Origin of the sequence: Streptomyces sp. C1-1 (genome assembly GCF_050214755.1) — a bacterium.
Classification (GTDB): Bacteria; Actinomycetota; Actinomycetes; order Streptomycetales; family Streptomycetaceae; genus Streptomyces.
Genome location: NZ_CP189826.1, coordinates 9,422,177 through 9,436,654 on the forward strand (window position 1 = coordinate 9,422,177; position 14,478 = coordinate 9,436,654).

Annotated in this window: 17 protein-coding genes and 1 pseudogene; 8 read left to right on the forward strand and 10 right to left on the reverse strand. The window is 71.4% G+C overall.

Annotated elements, in window-relative coordinates:
• Positions 1-400 precede the first annotated feature (400 nt).
• Both ACQF4J_RS42905 and ACQF4J_RS42910 read left to right on the forward strand, forming a co-directional pair.
• Entirely contained in the window at positions 401-1,417 is a 1,017-nt protein-coding gene (locus ACQF4J_RS42905; RefSeq protein ID WP_351805629.1) for a YihY/virulence factor BrkB family protein, read from the forward strand.
• Positions 1,418-1,543: 126 nt separating this feature from the next.
• The gene (locus tag ACQF4J_RS42910; protein ID WP_351805627.1) at positions 1,544-1,774 is read left to right on the forward strand and encodes a hypothetical protein; all 231 of its coding nucleotides are present in this window, start codon (positions 1,544-1,546) and stop codon (positions 1,772-1,774) included.
• Here ACQF4J_RS42910 and ACQF4J_RS42915 read toward each other — a convergent pair.
• Positions 1,771-2,172 carry a VOC family protein gene (locus ACQF4J_RS42915; RefSeq protein WP_351581246.1) on the reverse strand — a complete coding sequence of 134 codons (402 nt, stop codon included), beginning with the start codon at positions 2,170-2,172 and terminating at the stop codon, positions 1,771-1,773. The two genes, ACQF4J_RS42910 and ACQF4J_RS42915, sit on opposite strands and share 4 nt — an antisense overlap.
• A 110-nt stretch (positions 2,173-2,282) precedes the next feature.
• On the opposite strand from ACQF4J_RS42915, the gene ACQF4J_RS42920 reads away from it, so the two are divergent.
• Complete coding sequence (locus tag ACQF4J_RS42920; protein ID WP_427168210.1) at positions 2,283-3,260, forward strand: helix-turn-helix transcriptional regulator; 978 nt, start codon at positions 2,283-2,285, stop codon at positions 3,258-3,260.
• Between the two features lie 36 nt (positions 3,261-3,296).
• On the opposite strand, the gene ACQF4J_RS42925 is transcribed toward ACQF4J_RS42920, so the two are convergent.
• Entirely contained in the window at positions 3,297-4,166 is an 870-nt protein-coding gene (locus ACQF4J_RS42925) for a class II glutamine amidotransferase (RefSeq protein WP_427168211.1), read from the reverse strand.
• A 106-nt stretch (positions 4,167-4,272) separates the two neighbouring features.
• Positions 4,273-5,208 carry an AraC family transcriptional regulator gene (locus ACQF4J_RS42930; RefSeq protein ID WP_427168685.1) on the reverse strand — a complete coding sequence of 312 codons (936 nt, stop codon included), beginning with the start codon at positions 5,206-5,208 and terminating at the stop codon, positions 4,273-4,275.
• A gap of 143 nt (positions 5,209-5,351) precedes the next feature.
• On the opposite strand from ACQF4J_RS42930, the gene ACQF4J_RS42935 reads away from it, so the two are divergent.
• The 3 genes from ACQF4J_RS42935 (at position 5,352) to ACQF4J_RS42945 (ending at position 7,380) form a co-directional block, all read left to right on the forward strand.
• On the forward strand, positions 5,352-6,206 hold the full coding sequence (locus ACQF4J_RS42935) for an alpha/beta fold hydrolase (protein ID WP_427168212.1): 855 nt from the start codon (positions 5,352-5,354) through the stop codon (positions 6,204-6,206).
• 131 nt (positions 6,207-6,337) lie between these two features.
• On the forward strand, positions 6,338-6,724 hold the full coding sequence (locus ACQF4J_RS42940; protein ID WP_351581238.1) for a hypothetical protein: 387 nt from the start codon (positions 6,338-6,340) through the stop codon (positions 6,722-6,724).
• Positions 6,724-7,380: a hypothetical protein gene (locus ACQF4J_RS42945; protein ID WP_351581236.1), complete on the forward strand. Its 657-nt coding sequence runs from the start codon at positions 6,724-6,726 to the stop codon at positions 7,378-7,380. The genes ACQF4J_RS42940 and ACQF4J_RS42945 overlap by 1 nt, the downstream gene beginning before the upstream one ends.
• A gap of 34 nt (positions 7,381-7,414) precedes the next feature.
• Here ACQF4J_RS42945 and ACQF4J_RS42950 read toward each other — a convergent pair whose 3' ends face one another.
• Together ACQF4J_RS42950 and ACQF4J_RS42955 are read right to left on the reverse strand one after the other, a co-directional pair.
• Positions 7,415-8,680, reverse strand: a complete 1,266-nt coding sequence (locus ACQF4J_RS42950; protein WP_427168213.1) for a cytochrome P450 family protein — start codon at positions 8,678-8,680, stop codon at positions 7,415-7,417.
• A 271-nt stretch (positions 8,681-8,951) separates the two neighbouring features.
• Positions 8,952-9,314, reverse strand: coding sequence for a hypothetical protein (locus tag ACQF4J_RS42955; RefSeq protein WP_427168214.1), 363 nt, complete (start codon positions 9,312-9,314; stop codon positions 8,952-8,954).
• Positions 9,315-9,402: 88 nt separating this feature from the next.
• Between ACQF4J_RS42955 and ACQF4J_RS42960 the strand changes: the two genes are divergently transcribed.
• Both ACQF4J_RS42960 and phoU read left to right on the forward strand, forming a co-directional pair.
• A complete protein-coding gene (locus ACQF4J_RS42960; RefSeq protein WP_427168215.1) occupies positions 9,403-10,506 on the forward strand; it encodes an ABC transporter substrate-binding protein in 1,104 nt (367 codons plus the stop codon).
• Between the two features lie 100 nt (positions 10,507-10,606).
• Positions 10,607-11,281 (forward strand): phosphate signaling complex protein PhoU, encoded by a 675-nt coding sequence (gene phoU, locus ACQF4J_RS42965; protein WP_351581226.1) that lies wholly within the window; start codon positions 10,607-10,609, stop codon positions 11,279-11,281.
• A 37-nt stretch (positions 11,282-11,318) separates the two neighbouring features.
• On the opposite strand, the gene ACQF4J_RS42970 is transcribed toward phoU, so the two are convergent.
• From ACQF4J_RS42970 to ACQF4J_RS42990, 5 genes and pseudogenes are all read right to left on the reverse strand, one after another.
• Positions 11,319-12,251 (reverse strand): L,D-transpeptidase, encoded by a 933-nt coding sequence (locus tag ACQF4J_RS42970; protein WP_351805689.1) that lies wholly within the window; start codon positions 12,249-12,251, stop codon positions 11,319-11,321.
• Positions 12,252-12,416: 165 nt separating this feature from the next.
• Positions 12,417-12,734 (reverse strand): DUF2235 domain-containing protein, encoded by a 318-nt coding sequence (locus ACQF4J_RS42975; RefSeq protein ID WP_351581224.1) that lies wholly within the window; start codon positions 12,732-12,734, stop codon positions 12,417-12,419.
• A 29-nt stretch (positions 12,735-12,763) separates the two neighbouring features.
• Positions 12,764-12,937 (reverse strand): annotated as a pseudogene (locus ACQF4J_RS42980) (hypothetical protein); the annotation flags it as partial.
• 110 nt (positions 12,938-13,047) lie between these two features.
• Positions 13,048-13,743, reverse strand: coding sequence for a polysaccharide deacetylase family protein (locus ACQF4J_RS42985; protein WP_351581222.1), 696 nt, complete (start codon positions 13,741-13,743; stop codon positions 13,048-13,050).
• Positions 13,740-14,402, reverse strand: coding sequence for a glycoside hydrolase family 11 protein (locus ACQF4J_RS42990; RefSeq protein WP_351581220.1), 663 nt, complete (start codon positions 14,400-14,402; stop codon positions 13,740-13,742). Before ACQF4J_RS42990 ends, ACQF4J_RS42985 begins: the two co-directional genes overlap by 4 nt.
• Positions 14,403-14,478 lie beyond the last annotated feature (76 nt).

Sequence of the window (14,478 nt, forward strand, 5' to 3'; positions counted from 1 at the left end):
GGGACGCCTTCGGCGCGGACGCGGCGGTCGACCCCAGGCCGCCGCCACGAAGGCCGCGTCGATGGCGCGTCCGTGCGGGCGCGGACGACCAGCCGGGGGCTCACGCCGCCGGCGTCGGCCTCCAGCGGGCGGCGTGCGGGCGCGCGGTGCGTGGCCACTGACATCAGGACACCGAGACGGCCGCACCTGCGATGGGTTACCCGAGTCCCGTGGCCGGGAACGCCCGCCCGAAGACGGGGAAGCCGCTCGCGTCGCGGCCGCTTGACCTGCACTCATACGGGTACTCCAAGGTGTCGGGCCGGAACGCCGGCGACTGGAGGGGTGAGGTGGATGGAAGCGTGCACGCAGCTCGGGGCCCTCGGGCCGGCGGAGACGAGCTGACCTCGAGTCGGGCGGACCCATGGGATTTCTGGCCCGCGTGGATGCCTACCAGCGACGCCACCGCTGGGTGGGCCTGCCGCTCGGGGTGGTCTACAAGTTCTACGACGACCAGGTCACCTACCTCGCGGCGCTGCTGGCCTACTACGCCTTCCTGTCCCTCTTCCCGCTGCTGCTGATCCTCGTCGCCGTCCTGGGCACGCTGCTCCACGGCGACCCCGGACTGCGGCAGCGCGTCATCGACTCCGCGCTCAGCGAGTTTCCCGTCATCGGCGACCAGATCGGCGAGAACGTCCACTCCCTCCACGGCAGCGGTGCCGCGCTCGCGGTGGGTGTCGCGGGCAGCATCTACGGCGCGCTCGGCGTGGCCCAGGCCGCGCAGTACGCCCTCAACAAGATCTGGGCGGTGCCCCGGCACGCCCGGCCGGACCCTCTGCGCTCACGGCTGAAGGGCCTGTTGTTCCTGTCGATCCTCGCGGTCGGCCTGTGCGTGGCCACCGGGCTGACCGCCGCGGAGTCCGCGGCCAGCGTCTTCGGCACCCGCCTCGCCACCGGCATCCGGGTCGGCGCCGTGCTCGGGACGACCGTCCTGAACGCCGCTCTGCTCCTGCTCGCCCACAGGGTGCTGACCCACCGCCGGCTCCCGGCGCGAAGGCTCTACGGCGCCACGCTCGGCGGCGCCTGCGCCTGGCAGCTGCTGCAGTGGGGCGGCTCGTACTACGTCGACCACGTCCTGCGGGGCGCCACGGCCACCTACGGCATGTTCGGCATCGTCCTCGGCCTGCTGGCCTGGCTGTACCTCGGCGCCCTGATCTTCCTGACGACGGCCGAGGTGAGCTCGGTCCGTGTGATGCGTCTTTGGCCGCGCAGTCTGCTGACCCCGTTCACCGACCGGGTGCTGCTCAGTCCGGGGGACCGTCGCGCCTACCGGTCGTATGCCGAGACCGAGACCTTCAAGGGCTTCCAGAAGGTCCGCGTGCGCTTCGAGCCGCCGACGAAGACCCTGGGCGACGACCTGCCGGAGGAGGACGGACCATAGGGACCGGGTCCGGGTCCGGCTTCGGCCGTGAAGGCCGGCCTCTTCGGTGCGGCGAACCGTTTGGCGGCCGGCGGGTCGGGCACCCGGGCCGCCCCTGACGCCGGACGATCTGGCGGAGGTCAGCCGATGAATGAGCACACACCGTCCCAGGCCGAGGGCGAGCGGGACGACGAGACGGCACCCGAGGCGCCCGGATCCCGTCCCGACTACGACCCGCCCTGGACGACTCCCTCCCAGGCGGAGGGGGAACGCGACGACGAGACCGAGGAAGAACGCCCGCTGGCCGACGCGCCGGACCGGGACACCCGCGCACGCGGCGAGGAGGAGCCGGAAACGCACTCCGGCGGCGAGCGCTAGATACTCCGGAACTTCTCGATGGCGGCCGCGGTCACCGGGGTGAAGAAGTTGACGAGGTTGCCGTCGGGGTCGCGGAACAGCAGCGACCGGTTGCCCCAGGGCATGGTGGTGGGCTCGGTGACGAAGTCGGTGACGTACCCGGTCAGTCTCTGGTGCACGCGGTCCACGTCGTCGACGAGGAACTCGGTGATCACGCTCTGATTGGCCGCCGGGCGGGCGGAGTCCGGGGCGAACAGGGGGACGGTACGGGTGCCGGCGATCGCGAGGGTGGCGTGCGGGGTCCTGATCTCTGCGAAGTCCTCGGTGGCCCGCACCGCCCGCAGCCCGGTGGCCCGTTCGTAGAACTCGACGAGACGTGCGACGTCGCCGGTGATGATGCGGATCGAGACGAATTCCATGGTGATCTCCCTGGCTGGTCAGGACTGCTGTGCGCTGCTGAGGCGCCGCACTCCGCAGCCTAGGAGCAATAGGGGACAGAATCGGTCCTGTATTCACCTAGGCTGTGCGCATGCCTGGACCCACCGGCCGTGTGCTGACACTCCTCGAACTGCTGCAGTCGGGCGGCACCCGGACCGTGGCGGAGCTCGCCGACCGGCTCGGGGTCGAGGGACGGACCGTGCGGCGGTACGTGGACCAGCTGCTCGACCTCGAAGTGCCCGTGGAATCGGTGCGCGGCCGCTACGGCGGCTACCGGCTCGCCCCCGGGTACCGGCTTCCCCCGCTCATGCTCAGCGACGACGAGGCGCTGGCCGTGCTGCTCGGACTCGTCGCCGGCCGCCGGGCCGGGCTGACGCCGGAGCACACGGCGAGCGAGACGGCATCGGCCAAGATCCGGCGGGTGCTGCCGAAGCACACCGCCCGCCGCCTGGACGCGCTCCTGGAGTCGCTCGACTTCACGGACCGGCCGGGCGAGGCCGCCACCCCGGACACCGGTGTCCTGCTCACCGTCACCGACGCGGTGCGCCACCGCCGCCCCGTCTCGATCCGCTACACCGACCGCGACGGACGGGGCAGCGAACGCACCCTGCACCCGTACGGCGTCGTCGCTCATTCCGGCCGGTGGTACGTCACGGGCAGGGACGCCGGGATCGGCGAGGACCGGACCTTCCGACTCGACCGCGTCGCGGACGCCCGCACCCTGCCCGGCACGTTCGAGGCGCCCGCGGGCTCCGCCCCCGCACAACGCCTGCTCTCGGGGTTCGCCACGGCCGAGTACCGGCACGAGGTGACCGTCCGGATCCAAGGCACGCCCGAGCAGATCCGCGCCCGCCTGCCCGCCGGCATCGCCACCCTGGAGGAGTGCGAACCCCCTACGGGCACCGACGGACGGTGGCTGCGCGTCGAGCTGCGGGCCGAGCGCCTCGAGTGGTTGCCCGCGACGCTCGCCTCGCTCGACCGTCCGTTCGTGATCGAACGCCCCGACGAACTGCGCGACCGCGTCACCGCGTTCGCCGCCCGGCTCGCGTCCTTCGCCCGCTCGACCTGACTCAGGCGGATCCGGATGGGGGGACCTCAGAAGCGGTCAGGCGGCCTTCTGGGAGGCGGCCGCGTCGGGGTGCAGGTCTTCCAGGGTGAGCAGGTGTGCCGGAGGAGCCGGCAGGGCGACCTGGTGGGTGACGTGGAGGTCGGCGCCGACGTGGAGCAGTTCACCGGGCTCCAGCGGGCGCCAGTTGGGGTTGTCGTCCATGCGCTCGCTGGCGACGACCACGGCGGGGTGCTGGGCCAGGTGTGCGGAGTGCACGCGCATGCGGCCGTGGGTGCCGCTGTGGTCGAGGTGCCGGCTGCCGTGCGGGCCGCCCGCCGGACGCTCCAGGACGTACAGGTCGTGGGTGTCCGGGTAGCGCAGTGCCCACAGCTCCCGTGGGGTGACGAGGATCAGGTTCAGGGCGTAGAGGGGCAGGTTCGCGGCGATCCAGCGGGCGGCTTCCCGGATGCCCGAGGTGATGTCACCGTCGTGCCGTCGTGTCTCCCGGGTGATCAGGGCGAAGAACCGCTCGGAGTCGGTGTCGCCGCGGACCGGCGAGCGGTCCTTGCCCAGATGCTCGTCGAGCCGGTCGAGGCCCTCGATGACCCCGTTGTGCGCGAACAGGCGGCCGTCCTGTTCGAAGGGGTGGGTGTTGCGGACGTCCAGGCTGCCGGTGGAGGCGAAGCGCACGTGGGCGACGAAGGTCGCCGACTCCTCCTGCCGGGCCTCCTGGGCGAAGGCGCGGTCGCGGTAGGCCGCGATGGGGGCCTTGTCCACGCGCGGGGTGCCGTCGGCGGCGAAGAGGCCGAGACCGGTGCCGTCGGGGTCGCGGTGGCTCTGCCGACTGAGGCTGTCGGGGGCGTCGAGAAGCCAGAACGTGGCGTGGGTGCGGAGCGGGGCGCTGCTGAGACCGAAGAGGCGGCACATGAGGTTCCTCCAGGACAGCCGATCGGTGGTTCCGTGCTCGGTTCGGCCGCGAACGGAGCGGGTCGTCTGGTGAGGGAAGAGGGAGCGCTGTATCAGGAGTGTCCCCTCAGACCCGACCTGAATCCCGCGTCCGCTGCTGCTTCACCGGGGCCGGTTTCTCCGCGTACGGGGGACCGGCCGAGCCGTACGCCGTGCGCCACGCGGCGGGAGGCACGGCCTCCTGGCGTCGGAAGAAGGTGGTGAAGTTGCCGACGTCGTGGAAGCCGAGGCGTCGGGCGCAGCCGGTGACGGGGAGGTCGGTGTGGGCGAGGAGTCTCTTCGCCTCCAGCAGGATGCGCTGGTCGAGGAAGGTCTTGGCGCCGGTGCCGGCGGCGGCCCGGGTCGCCCGGGTGAGGGTGCGCACGTCGTAGCCGAGCGCCCGGGCGTAGTCGGCCACGTGGTGCCAGTCGGTGAAGTGTTCCTCGACGGCGCTCCGGTAGGCGCGGAAGACATCCGTGTGCCCCGTGCCGCTTATCGGCGCGTCGGTCGCGGCCGGTACCTCGGGCAGCGCGCGCAGGAGCAGCGCGGCCAGCAGGTGGGAGAGCAGCGCGGGAGACGCCAGGTGCGGCGCGTGTGCCGCCGCGTCGTGCTCGCGGACCAGGTGCTCGACCGCGAGCAGGGCGAGGTCCAGGCGCTGCTCGTCCATCCGCCAGCACACCGGGGCGGCGGTCTCCGCGACCGTGAAGCCGGAGAGGAAACCGGGCCGGAAGAGTACGAGCGGTCCGTCGCAGGCGTCCACGTCACTCCAGCGGTGCACCATGCCGGGCCGGATCCAGACGGCGCTGCCCACGGCCATCGGGTGGCTGTGGAAGTCCGCTTCGTGGCTTCCGGTGCCCGAGCGGACGAGGGCGAAGACATGGAAGTCGGGGCGCTGCGGGAGCGCGCGCCGCCGACGGGGGTCCATGGAGCGCAGTCCGGCGAAATCGAGCACCTCCACGCCGTGGGGTGACCCGATGGCAGGCAGGTAGCGCAGCTGTCGTACCGCGTCGAGTCCGTTTTCCACAATCATCGTGTCCTTTTTCGCCGAGGGGTCGGCGAGGCTGCCCATACCGTCGTCTTGGACCTGATGAGCAGGCCGAATGATGGTTCGAGGGTACGGCAGGGCGACGAGCGGTCGCTCCGCCGAGCCGTTGGAAAGGTGTGACGATGACGGAAACGACAATCCCGGTGACCGTTGCGGGCGGATCGCTGGAGGCGCGCGTCGCTGGAGGGAGCGGACCGGCGCTGGTGTTCGCCCACTACTGGGGCGGCTCCGCGCAGACATGGAACGGCGTCATCGACCGGTTGCCGCCTGGCCGGGCGACGGTCCGCTTCGATCAGCGCGGCTGGGGCACCTCGCGGGCCTTGCCCGGGCCCTGTCACCTGGACCGGCTCGCCGACGATCTCACCCGCGTCGTCGACACGTGCGTGTCGGGGCCGTACGTCCTGGTCGGCCACTCGATGGGCGCCAAGGTGAGCCAGCTGGTCGCGGCGCGTCGCCCTGCCGGACTGGCCGGGCTGGTCCTCGTCGCCCCGGCGCCGCCGAAGCCGCCCGCCACGGTGACCGAGGAGTACCGTCGGGGCCTGTCCCACGCCTACGACTCTCCCGAGACGGTGCGACACGCCCTGGAGCATGTCCTGACCGCCGCCCCACTGCCGGAAACGGTACTGGGCACCGCGGTGCGCGACAGCCTCGCCGCCGGGGCCGCGGCCCGGCAGGAGTGGCCGCTGCGCGGGATCGCGCAGGACATCACAACTGCCGTGCGCGGCATCGACGTTCCGGTGACGGTGCTGGCCGCGGAGAAGGATGTGGTGGAACCGCCGCAGACCCTGCGCGAGTGCCTTCTGCCGTACATTCCGCAGGCCACCCTGACCACGATTCCGGGCGTCGGGCACCTCATCCCCCTGGAAGCGCCGGGGGTCATAGCGGCCGCTCTCCGTGACGTCCTCGCCCAGACCACGAACCGGGCGGAGGCCCCGGTCGGCGGCGGAGAAGCGACAAACGTTGCCGACATTGAGTAAGTAAACGGGCGATAAACGGCTTTTGGTCGCAAACCGAGATGTTGCGGTCGACCGCCGGATAGCTTCCTCATGTTGTCACACCGGGTGATCGTCTTCGCGTGATCCCGAGGAAGCTGTGCGGAGGTGCGCGGATGGATCCGGCGACGTTGGTAGTGCAGGCCCTGGTCACGGGCGCGGCGGCGGGCTTCAGCGGCGCCGCTTCCGCCGCCGTGACCGATTCCTATCGGGCGCTCAGGGAAGCGCTGAGCAACCGTCTCTCCGGCCGCCCGGGTGCACTGGAACAGATCAGCGCCCTGGAGCGCCGGCCGGGAGCGCCCGCCGAGGGGCTGGTCCGCGAGCTCGTGGTGACGGGAGCGGTGGACACGGAGGTGATGGAGCACGCCCAGCGACTGCTGGTCCTCCTCGCCCCGGCCGCGGCGCACTTCTCGGCCGGCGGGATCGATCTCGGTCATGCCAAGGGCGTACAGGTCGGCAACGGCACCACCCAGAACAACACGTTCCACCAAGGCGGCCGCTGATGAAGAACAGCCGGACCAAGGGCGCCCAGGTCGGCGACGGGAACGTCCAGAACAACACCTACCTGCCCCCGCAGACAGGCGGGCACCGCTCGCGGGTCCACGACTCCTCGGCGACCGTCACCGCGGGCGACCATGCCACGATCAACCAGAAGAACACGCACCTGAAGTTCTCGATCCCCGTGATCGGCCCCTTGCTCTCCCTGACCGCCGCACACCCCGTGATCGCCGGCGTCGCGGCTCTCGCGGTCGTCGGAGGCGGCGGCCTCGCCGCCAAGACCGCCCTCTCCGACCCGGCGCCCGCCGTGTCGACCGCGTTGGTACGCGGCTTCCACATGGAGGACGGGAACCAGGGCGCACCCGTCGGGTACGACTTCTCCCACACCCCACCCTCACGGGCGGGGACGACCACCGACGCCATCTATGTCTCGGGCGGCTTCTTCAACGCCACGAACGGCAAGCTGGCCGAATGGGGTTCGCAGAATCTGCCCACGGCGTCCGAGTGCCGCGACGCCGTCGCCAAGCATCCGGTCCGTCAGGCCGTGGTCACCTCGTTCGGCCTCACCTGCTACGTGGACCGCAACGGCAACCCCGGCTACATCCTGGTGACCGGCTCCGACACCGAGTCCACGATCATCGACACCGCTCATCTGCGGTGAGACCCGCCGACGCCGCTCGCGACAAGGGCCGTGTTCAGCGCAGGCGCACCGGAAGGGATCGGTGGCCGTTGGAGATGAATGAGTCCACCGGCTCCAACTCCTCCTCGGACACCGCCAGTCGGAGCTCCGGGAAGCGGGCGAACAGCGCGGGCAGCGCGATCCGCGCCTCCAGTCGTCCCAGCGGTGCGCCCAGGCAGAAGTGCGCGCCGTAACCGAAGGCCAGGTGTTCCTTGTCGACGCGGGTGACGTCGAAGCGGTCCGCGTCGTCGCCGTGGCGGCCGGGGTCGCGGCCGGCGGCGGCGTACGCGGCGAGAATGGCCTCACCCTTGCCGATCACCACCCCTTCGGGACCACCGAACTCCCGCATGACCAGGTCCTCGACGGCGTACCGCAGCGGCAGGCTGGCGACCGGTGCCTCGACGCGCAGGGTCTCCTCCACGACGTCGTCCCAGGAGGCGCCGCCGCCGCGGACCAGGGCGAGCTGGTCGGGGTGCGTGAGCAGGGCGTGGACGGCCTTGTCGAGGAGGTTGACCGTGGTCTCGTGACCCGCGCTGACCATGAGCATCAGCGTGTCGAGGAGTTCCTGCTCGCTCAGGCGGGTGTCGCCCTCGTCGTCGCGGGCCGCGATGAGGGCGGTGGTCAGGTCGTCGCCGGGCGAGTCCCTTTTGAGCGCGACGAGTTCGGCGAGAACGGCGTAGAACCGAGCGTAGGTGTCGGTGACTTCCTCCGGTGTGGCGGAGGTGTGGAAGACGCCGTCCACGACTGCCCGGAGTTCCGCGCCCAGTTCCTCGGGCAGACCGAGGAGTTCGCTGATCACCCGGATCGGCAGGGGGTAGCAGAACTCCTCGCGCAGGTCGACGGGGCGCCCGCCCTCGCCGGCCGACTCGACCTGGTCCAGCAGGGTTTCGGCGATCTCCTCGACCCTCGGTCGCAGCGCCGCGGTACGGCGTGCGGTGAACGCCGTGGACACCAGGGCACGCAGGCGTTTGTGCTCGCCCCCGTACGCGGTGAACATGTTCTGCACGGCCACCCAGCTGAACAGGGGCCATTCCGGCGCGATTTCGTCGTTGATGAAGCGGGTCCAGTGGCGCCGCGCGTCCTTCGAGACGCGGGGGTCGGTGAGCAGGCGTTTGAGCAGGCCGGGGTCGCTGACGGCCCATGCCTCGACGCCGTCGGGGAGTGCTACCGGGGTCACCGGTCCGCGGCCGCGGATCCGGGCGGCCTCGCCGTGGATGTCGCCGCCGGTCGCGTCGATCACTAAGGGGTTCGGGTCGATCGCCAAGGGATCGGGGTGTCCCATCGCAGCCTCCGAAGATCGGGAACATCACGTACGAACGGCAAGCTACTCGGCCGTAGCGTCGTCGCACGAGACCGCCCGGCACGTACCGTCACGATCCGTACGTGCGACCAGCGTGATCCGGCCGAACTCCCCATGCCTCGCGCGCCTATGACCCCGTGCCGTCGTGGAACGCCCCGTCGGCGAGGACGGGCACGCCGGCGCACGCGTCGAGTTCGGTCGCGACGGCCACGTCGTCGGCGAAGCCGCTTCGGGCCGGCTCGAGGCCCGAGGATCAGGAAGCCACGGCGGCGGCGACGTCCGGAGTCCCGGTGAAACAGGCTCGCGCGGCGGCCGCCTCGGGGGAGAGGGGGCCGGCACCGTGCGACACCAGCTCGTCGATGATCGCCCCGGCACCCAGCAGGTCCTCCAGCGCCGGGCGCAGGCTCCCGTCCGGCCACCGCTCACCCGCGGCGATCACCGCGAGGGGACGCTCCGCGGTGCCGTGACCCTGCCGCGCCGGCAGGCGCCCACAGCGGCCGCGTTGCGCAGACAGCCCGCCACGACCGTCGAGCCGGTGGCCGCGGCGGCGATGGCCGACCCGTTGGGCGAGGGCAGCACGGACTCCGTTCCCCCGTTGCAGGAACCAGTCGCTCATGGCGGTCGAGTCTGGCACCGGCTTGATCGACGGGCGGGAAGATCCACGTTTCCCGTGCCGGCGGTGCGGCGGGGAAATAATCCGACGCATGAACACATCACCCTCACCGTCCGGTACCGAACCGGCCGTCCGGATCGGTGTCCTCGTTCCGCTCACCCGGCCCGGCTGGGTCGAGGCCGGCCGGCACCTGCTCGCCGGACTCGAACTGGCCGCCGAGGAGGTCAACGACGCCGGCGGAATCGACGGGCGGCCACTGGAGCTGGTCGTCCGTGACACCGCGGCCGACCCGCGCAGGGCCGCGGCGGCCGTGGAGGAACTGGCCCACCTGGGCGTGGCCGCCCTGGCGGGGGAATACCACAGCGTCGTCGCCCGCGCTGCCGCGGCCCGGGCCGACGCCCTCGGTCTGCCCTATCTCTGCTCGTCGGCGGTTCTCGACACGCTCACCGAGCAGCCGACGGACTGGGTGGCGCGCCTTTCCCCGGCGCAGTCGTACGGCTGGCGCGGCTACGCGGACTTCCTCCTCGGCGCGGGCCACGGCCGTGTCGCCGTGGCGACCGAACCGAGCGTGTACTGGGCCTCCGGAGCCGGCATCCTCCGGGACCACCTCACCTCGCACGGCGCCACCTTGACCGAGTTCGATGCCCGTACGCTCGCTCCCGCCGCCCTGTGCGAGGAACTCGTCGCCCACCGCGCGACCGCCCTTCTCCTGCTGGTCGGCTTCCCGGAACCGGCCGTGCCGATCGTCAGGGCCGTCCGCGCCGACCCGCGCCTCGCCGGGCTCACGCTCGGCGCTCCGGCCGGGCAACCGGAGCTGGCCGAATGGACGGCACTCCTGGGCGACGACGGTGCCGGTGTTTCCTTCCTGCGCTACCTGCCCGAGCGGCCGACCCCGCTGGGCGCCCGTGTCGGGACGGCGCTGCGCGAGCGGTTGGCCGCAGCGCCCTCGTTCGTGGCCTTCGAGGGCTACGACACGGTCGTCGTCCTCGCCGAGATGCTGCGTGCGCACGGCACGGACCGGGCGCGTACGGCCGCGTCCTGGCCGCGCGTCGCCGTCGACGGCACCCGCGGGCGGATCCGGTTCTCCCGCACGCCCGGCATCAGCGTCTGGCAGTGGGCCTGGGCGCCGGTCCAGGTCGTCGACCGCGATCCGGCGAACCCCGGCCGCCTTCGCATCCTGCACACCGTCGGGTAGCCGAGCGGGCGGCGAGTGGAGGCGGGCGCAGCGGGCGTCGAGGGTGTGTGCGAGTCTGGGCAGCGTTGCGGACGTGCTGTGGGACTGGAGGATGAGGACGATGCGGGAGGCCTATCACAAGGAACTGGAGTCGATCAGCGAGGCGCTGGTGGAGATGGCGAACCTCGTCGGCTCGGCCATGGGCCGCGCCACCGGCGCCCTGCTCGACACCGATCTCCGGCTGGCGGAGAGCGTGATCGACACCGAGGGCCAGGTGGAGGAGCTGCAACGGAGTCTGGAAGAACAGGCGATCGCGGTGCTGGCGCGCCAGCAGCCGGTCGCCACGGATCTGCGCGTGGTGGTCACGTCACTGCGGATGAGCGCGGACCTGGAGCGCTGCGGCGTCCTCGCCCAGCATGTGGCCAAGCTGGCCCGGCGGCGGCACCCGCAGCACGCCGTGCCACGGGACCTGCGCCGTACGATCCTGGAGATGGGCCAGCTCGCCCAGCGCCTCATGGCCCAGGCGGCCGAGGTCCTGATCACCCAGGACGTCGACGCCGCCCTGCAGTTGGAGCGGGACGACGACCGCATGGACGAGCTGCACCGCATGATCTTCCAGCACCTGATGGACGAACGCTGGCACCACGGCGTGGAGACGGCCGTCGACGTCACCCTGGTGGGCCGCTACTACGAGCGCTTCGCCGACCACGCCGTCTCCGTCGCCCGCCGGGTGGTGTACCTGGTCACCGGTGAACACGCCGACGACTACCTCCCGGAGACCCCCGTCATCCACTGAGACAGGCGGGCCCGCGCGGGGGCGGGCCCGCCCCCCGTCACAGGGTCGCGGTCGTCTGCTCCCCGGCGGCGCTGCCCGTCAGCCACTGGTCCCACGACAGGTTGAAGTCGGCGTAGCCGTTGTCGGCGGGCGCCTTGGCGCGGGGGGAGCCGGTGATGGTGACCGGGTCGCCCTGCTTGACCTGGCCGTAGAACCACTTGGCGTCCGACATGGACAGGTGGACACAGCCGTGCGAGCCGCGGGCGCTGCCGCTGCCCGGGTACGGGTCGCCCGTCGAGTAGTGCACGTACGTGCCGGACTGGGTGAGGTGGACGTCCCAGGGCAGCGTCAGGTCGTAGTAGTTGGCGCTGCCCTTGTCGCAGCTGATGCCGACACTGCAGGAGGTCATGTGGACCTTCTCCTGCTTGTCGATGACGGCCATCGTGCCGTTCCACGTCGGGTACTCGGCGCTGCCCGCGTTGATCGACAGGGTGCGCACCAGCTTGCCGTTGCGGGTCACCTTCATGGTGTGGCCGGTCACCGAGACGTCCGCGCGCACGTCGTCGCCGATCTTGAAGGTGTGCGTGTAGCCGTGCACGCCGTAGCGTCCGTTGCCGTTGCTGACGCCCTTCAGATCGGCGTCGATCTTGACGGTCGTGCCGGAGGGCCAGTACGTCTTCGGCCGCCAGTCGGCGCGCCTGTCGCCCATCCAGTGCCAGGCGCCGGCCACCGGCTGCGAGGCGCTCACCTTCATGTGCTTCTCGACCGTGGCCCGCGCCTTCGCCGCCACCGGGTTGGTGAAGATCACCGAGATCGGCATGGCCACGCCGACCGTGTTCCCCGTCTGCGGGGTGATGGTGTCCAGCAGCATCGGCGGGCCCGCGGGCTTCGTCGGCTTGGGCGAGCTGCTCGCGCTCGCCTTGCCCGACGCCTTCCCGTCGCTCGCGCTCGCCTTGTCGCCGCCGCCCCCGCCGCAGGCACTCGCGCCCATCAGCGTCGCGACCGTGACGAGTGCGATGCCTATGCTGCCTTTGCGCCGTCCCACGCCTTGCTCCGCTCTCTCTTGCTCCCCGGCCCTGACGGGCCCGCCTTCCTGTCAGACAGTGATGGACGGGGGCGCAGTTGCGTACGGCACATAGATCTTTAGTGATCCACGTCACTTGGACGCGTCGGATCGGACCGGTGTCGCGGGCCGCGGCCCACGTTGCGGGATCAGGCCGGCCGCGGCGGCCGTCAGGGGGACCTGGGCGATGTCGGACAGCCCGGTCTCCCGCTCGCCGCCGCCTATGTCGCAGTGCACGCCGGTGAACCAGACCTGCTCCAGTGGCTGACCGCCCGCCGCTGCTTCGGGCCGCTGGTGCCACAGCGTCGGCCGGAACACCTCGCGCTGTTCGTCGATCGCCAGCGCGTCCGGCGGAACAGGGTGGAGGCCGCGCCGTTCGGTTTCTCGATCCGGCTGCGGTACAAGGCCCACGCCTGCCTGGTGCGCTGGGCGTTGCGGCGGCGCTGGACTCCGCTGTTGTCGATCGGCCCGGCCAGGCGGCGGGCGGTGAACGCGTCCCGGCCGAAGCCGAACAGGTTCTCGTCGGCGGGTGCCGGCGCCGCTGTGGTGGTACACGCGCTGCCCGGTCCCGTCGGCGCAGCGCGGGAGAACGGACAGGGCGACCTTGGTGACATTGGTCTTGCTGGGCTGGCCGGCGAGATTCCATGAGCGACCGCGCATCGGAGACGTCGGCGGACGGACGCCACTGCTTCCGATGCGCGGTCGCTGTGTACTACGGGTGACTTCAGGGTGCTACGGCGCGGCCGGTCTGCGGCGAGATCCGTCCCGCGCACAGGCCGCGAGCGGCGAGTCCCTGCGCGATGCGCGGGATCGCGGCGACCGTATTGGCCGGCCAGTCGTGCATCAGGATCACCTGGCCGTTGGTCAGTCGTCCGGCGGCCGCCACGATGGCGTCCGTACTGGCGCCGTTCCAGTCCTGCGAGTCCACGTCCCAGATGATCTGGGTCAGGCCGTACTTGGCCTCCACGGCCCGGACCGTGGAGTTGGTCTCGCCGTACGGCGGCCGGAACAGCTGGGGCGTACCGCCGCCCGCCGCCGCGATGGCCTGCTGGGTGCGTGAGATCTCGGAGTCGATCTGGGCCTGGCCGAGCGTGGTGAGATGCGGGTGGGTGTAGCTGTGGTTGCCCACCCACATGCCTGCGGCGACCTGGGCCCTGACCTGGGCCGGGTAGGCGGCCGCGTACTGGCCCTCGTTGAACATCGTGGCCCGCAGCCCGTTCTGCTTCAGCGCGTTCAGCAGGTTGGGGGTGTTGCCGGACGGGCCGTCGTCGAAGGTGAGGCCGACATAGCCGTTGCAGGTGGCGGCCCGGGCCGGAACGGCGTGTGCCGTCTGGACGGCGAGGGTGGCCGCGGCGGCCAGCGTGACGGCCGTGAGCGCCGTCGTCACGGGGTGGTGCGAGCGCCGGGTCCCGCCGCTCATCCCGACACCGTGATGTTGGAGCTGCCGCTGCTCTGGTATCCCTCCGTCGCCAGGATCATGTAGTACTTGAAGCTGCCGAGCGGCATACCGGCCCGGCCCCAGGCGTCGAAGTGGTTGCCGGTGGTGATGGTGCCGCCCGTGCGCCTGGACTGGCGCACGCTCCAGTACTGGTTGAAGGTCTTGGTGCCCTCGACGGACGGGGCGTTGTACCGGGTCGTCTGGTAGATGTCGTAGGTCCCGCCGTCGCTGCTGACGGTGCCCTTGTACGTTCCCGTGGGCCGGTAGGTGCCCCAGTTCTCGACGATGTAGTACTCGACCAGCGGGTTGGACGTCCAGCCGTACAGCGACAGGTAGCCGTTGCCGGACGGGCTGAAGCTGCCCGAGTACGTGACGTTCCTGCGGGCGCCGGTGCTCCAGCCCTTGCCGGCGACGAAGTTGCCGGTGTTGCGCCAGCTGGTGCTGTAGTTGCCGCCGGAGTTCAGGGTCATGGAGACCGTGCCCTGGGCGTCCGTCCAGAACGAGTAGTAGAAGCCGTTGTTGGTGCCGGTCTGGTTGGTGGTGACGACTGTGGCGGCCCGGGCGGTACCGGGAAGTGCCAGCGCGGCCGCGCCGCCCAGCAGCAGGGTGCCGACGCCCCTGCGGGTGATCTCGTGCGTCATGTGCGGGTCCTCCTCGTCCAGAGAGGCCGGGTTGTGGTTCGGTCCGCCAGTTTTGGCCTGCACCCGTCAAGCGTCA

Coding starts and splice junctions, on each gene's coding strand:
- ACQF4J_RS42955 (WP_427168214.1), bottom strand. CDS start 9,314: ATGAGCGACTGGTTCCTGCAACGGGGGAACGGAGTCCGTGCTGCCCTC.
- ACQF4J_RS42915 (WP_351581246.1), bottom strand. CDS start 2,172: ATGGAATTCGTCTCGATCCGCATCATCACCGGCGACGTCGCACGTCTC.
- ACQF4J_RS42920 (WP_427168210.1), top strand. CDS start 2,283: ATGCCTGGACCCACCGGCCGTGTGCTGACACTCCTCGAACTGCTGCAG.
- ACQF4J_RS42970 (WP_351805689.1), bottom strand. CDS start 12,251: ATGGGCGCGAGTGCCTGCGGCGGGGGCGGCGGCGACAAGGCGAGCGCG.
- ACQF4J_RS42985 (WP_351581222.1), bottom strand. CDS start 13,743: ATGAGCGGCGGGACCCGGCGCTCGCACCACCCCGTGACGACGGCGCTC.
- ACQF4J_RS42945 (WP_351581236.1), top strand. CDS start 6,724: ATGAAGAACAGCCGGACCAAGGGCGCCCAGGTCGGCGACGGGAACGTC.
- ACQF4J_RS42910 (WP_351805627.1), top strand. CDS start 1,544: ATGAATGAGCACACACCGTCCCAGGCCGAGGGCGAGCGGGACGACGAG.
- phoU (WP_351581226.1), top strand. CDS start 10,607: ATGCGGGAGGCCTATCACAAGGAACTGGAGTCGATCAGCGAGGCGCTG.
- ACQF4J_RS42905 (WP_351805629.1), top strand. CDS start 401: ATGGGATTTCTGGCCCGCGTGGATGCCTACCAGCGACGCCACCGCTGG.
- ACQF4J_RS42940 (WP_351581238.1), top strand. CDS start 6,338: ATGGATCCGGCGACGTTGGTAGTGCAGGCCCTGGTCACGGGCGCGGCG.
- ACQF4J_RS42960 (WP_427168215.1), top strand. CDS start 9,403: ATGAACACATCACCCTCACCGTCCGGTACCGAACCGGCCGTCCGGATC.
- ACQF4J_RS42935 (WP_427168212.1), top strand. CDS start 5,352: ATGACGGAAACGACAATCCCGGTGACCGTTGCGGGCGGATCGCTGGAG.
- ACQF4J_RS42925 (WP_427168211.1), bottom strand. CDS start 4,166: ATGTGCCGCCTCTTCGGTCTCAGCAGCGCCCCGCTCCGCACCCACGCC.
- ACQF4J_RS42950 (WP_427168213.1), bottom strand. CDS start 8,680: ATGGGACACCCCGATCCCTTGGCGATCGACCCGAACCCCTTAGTGATC.
- ACQF4J_RS42990 (WP_351581220.1), bottom strand. CDS start 14,402: ATGACGCACGAGATCACCCGCAGGGGCGTCGGCACCCTGCTGCTGGGC.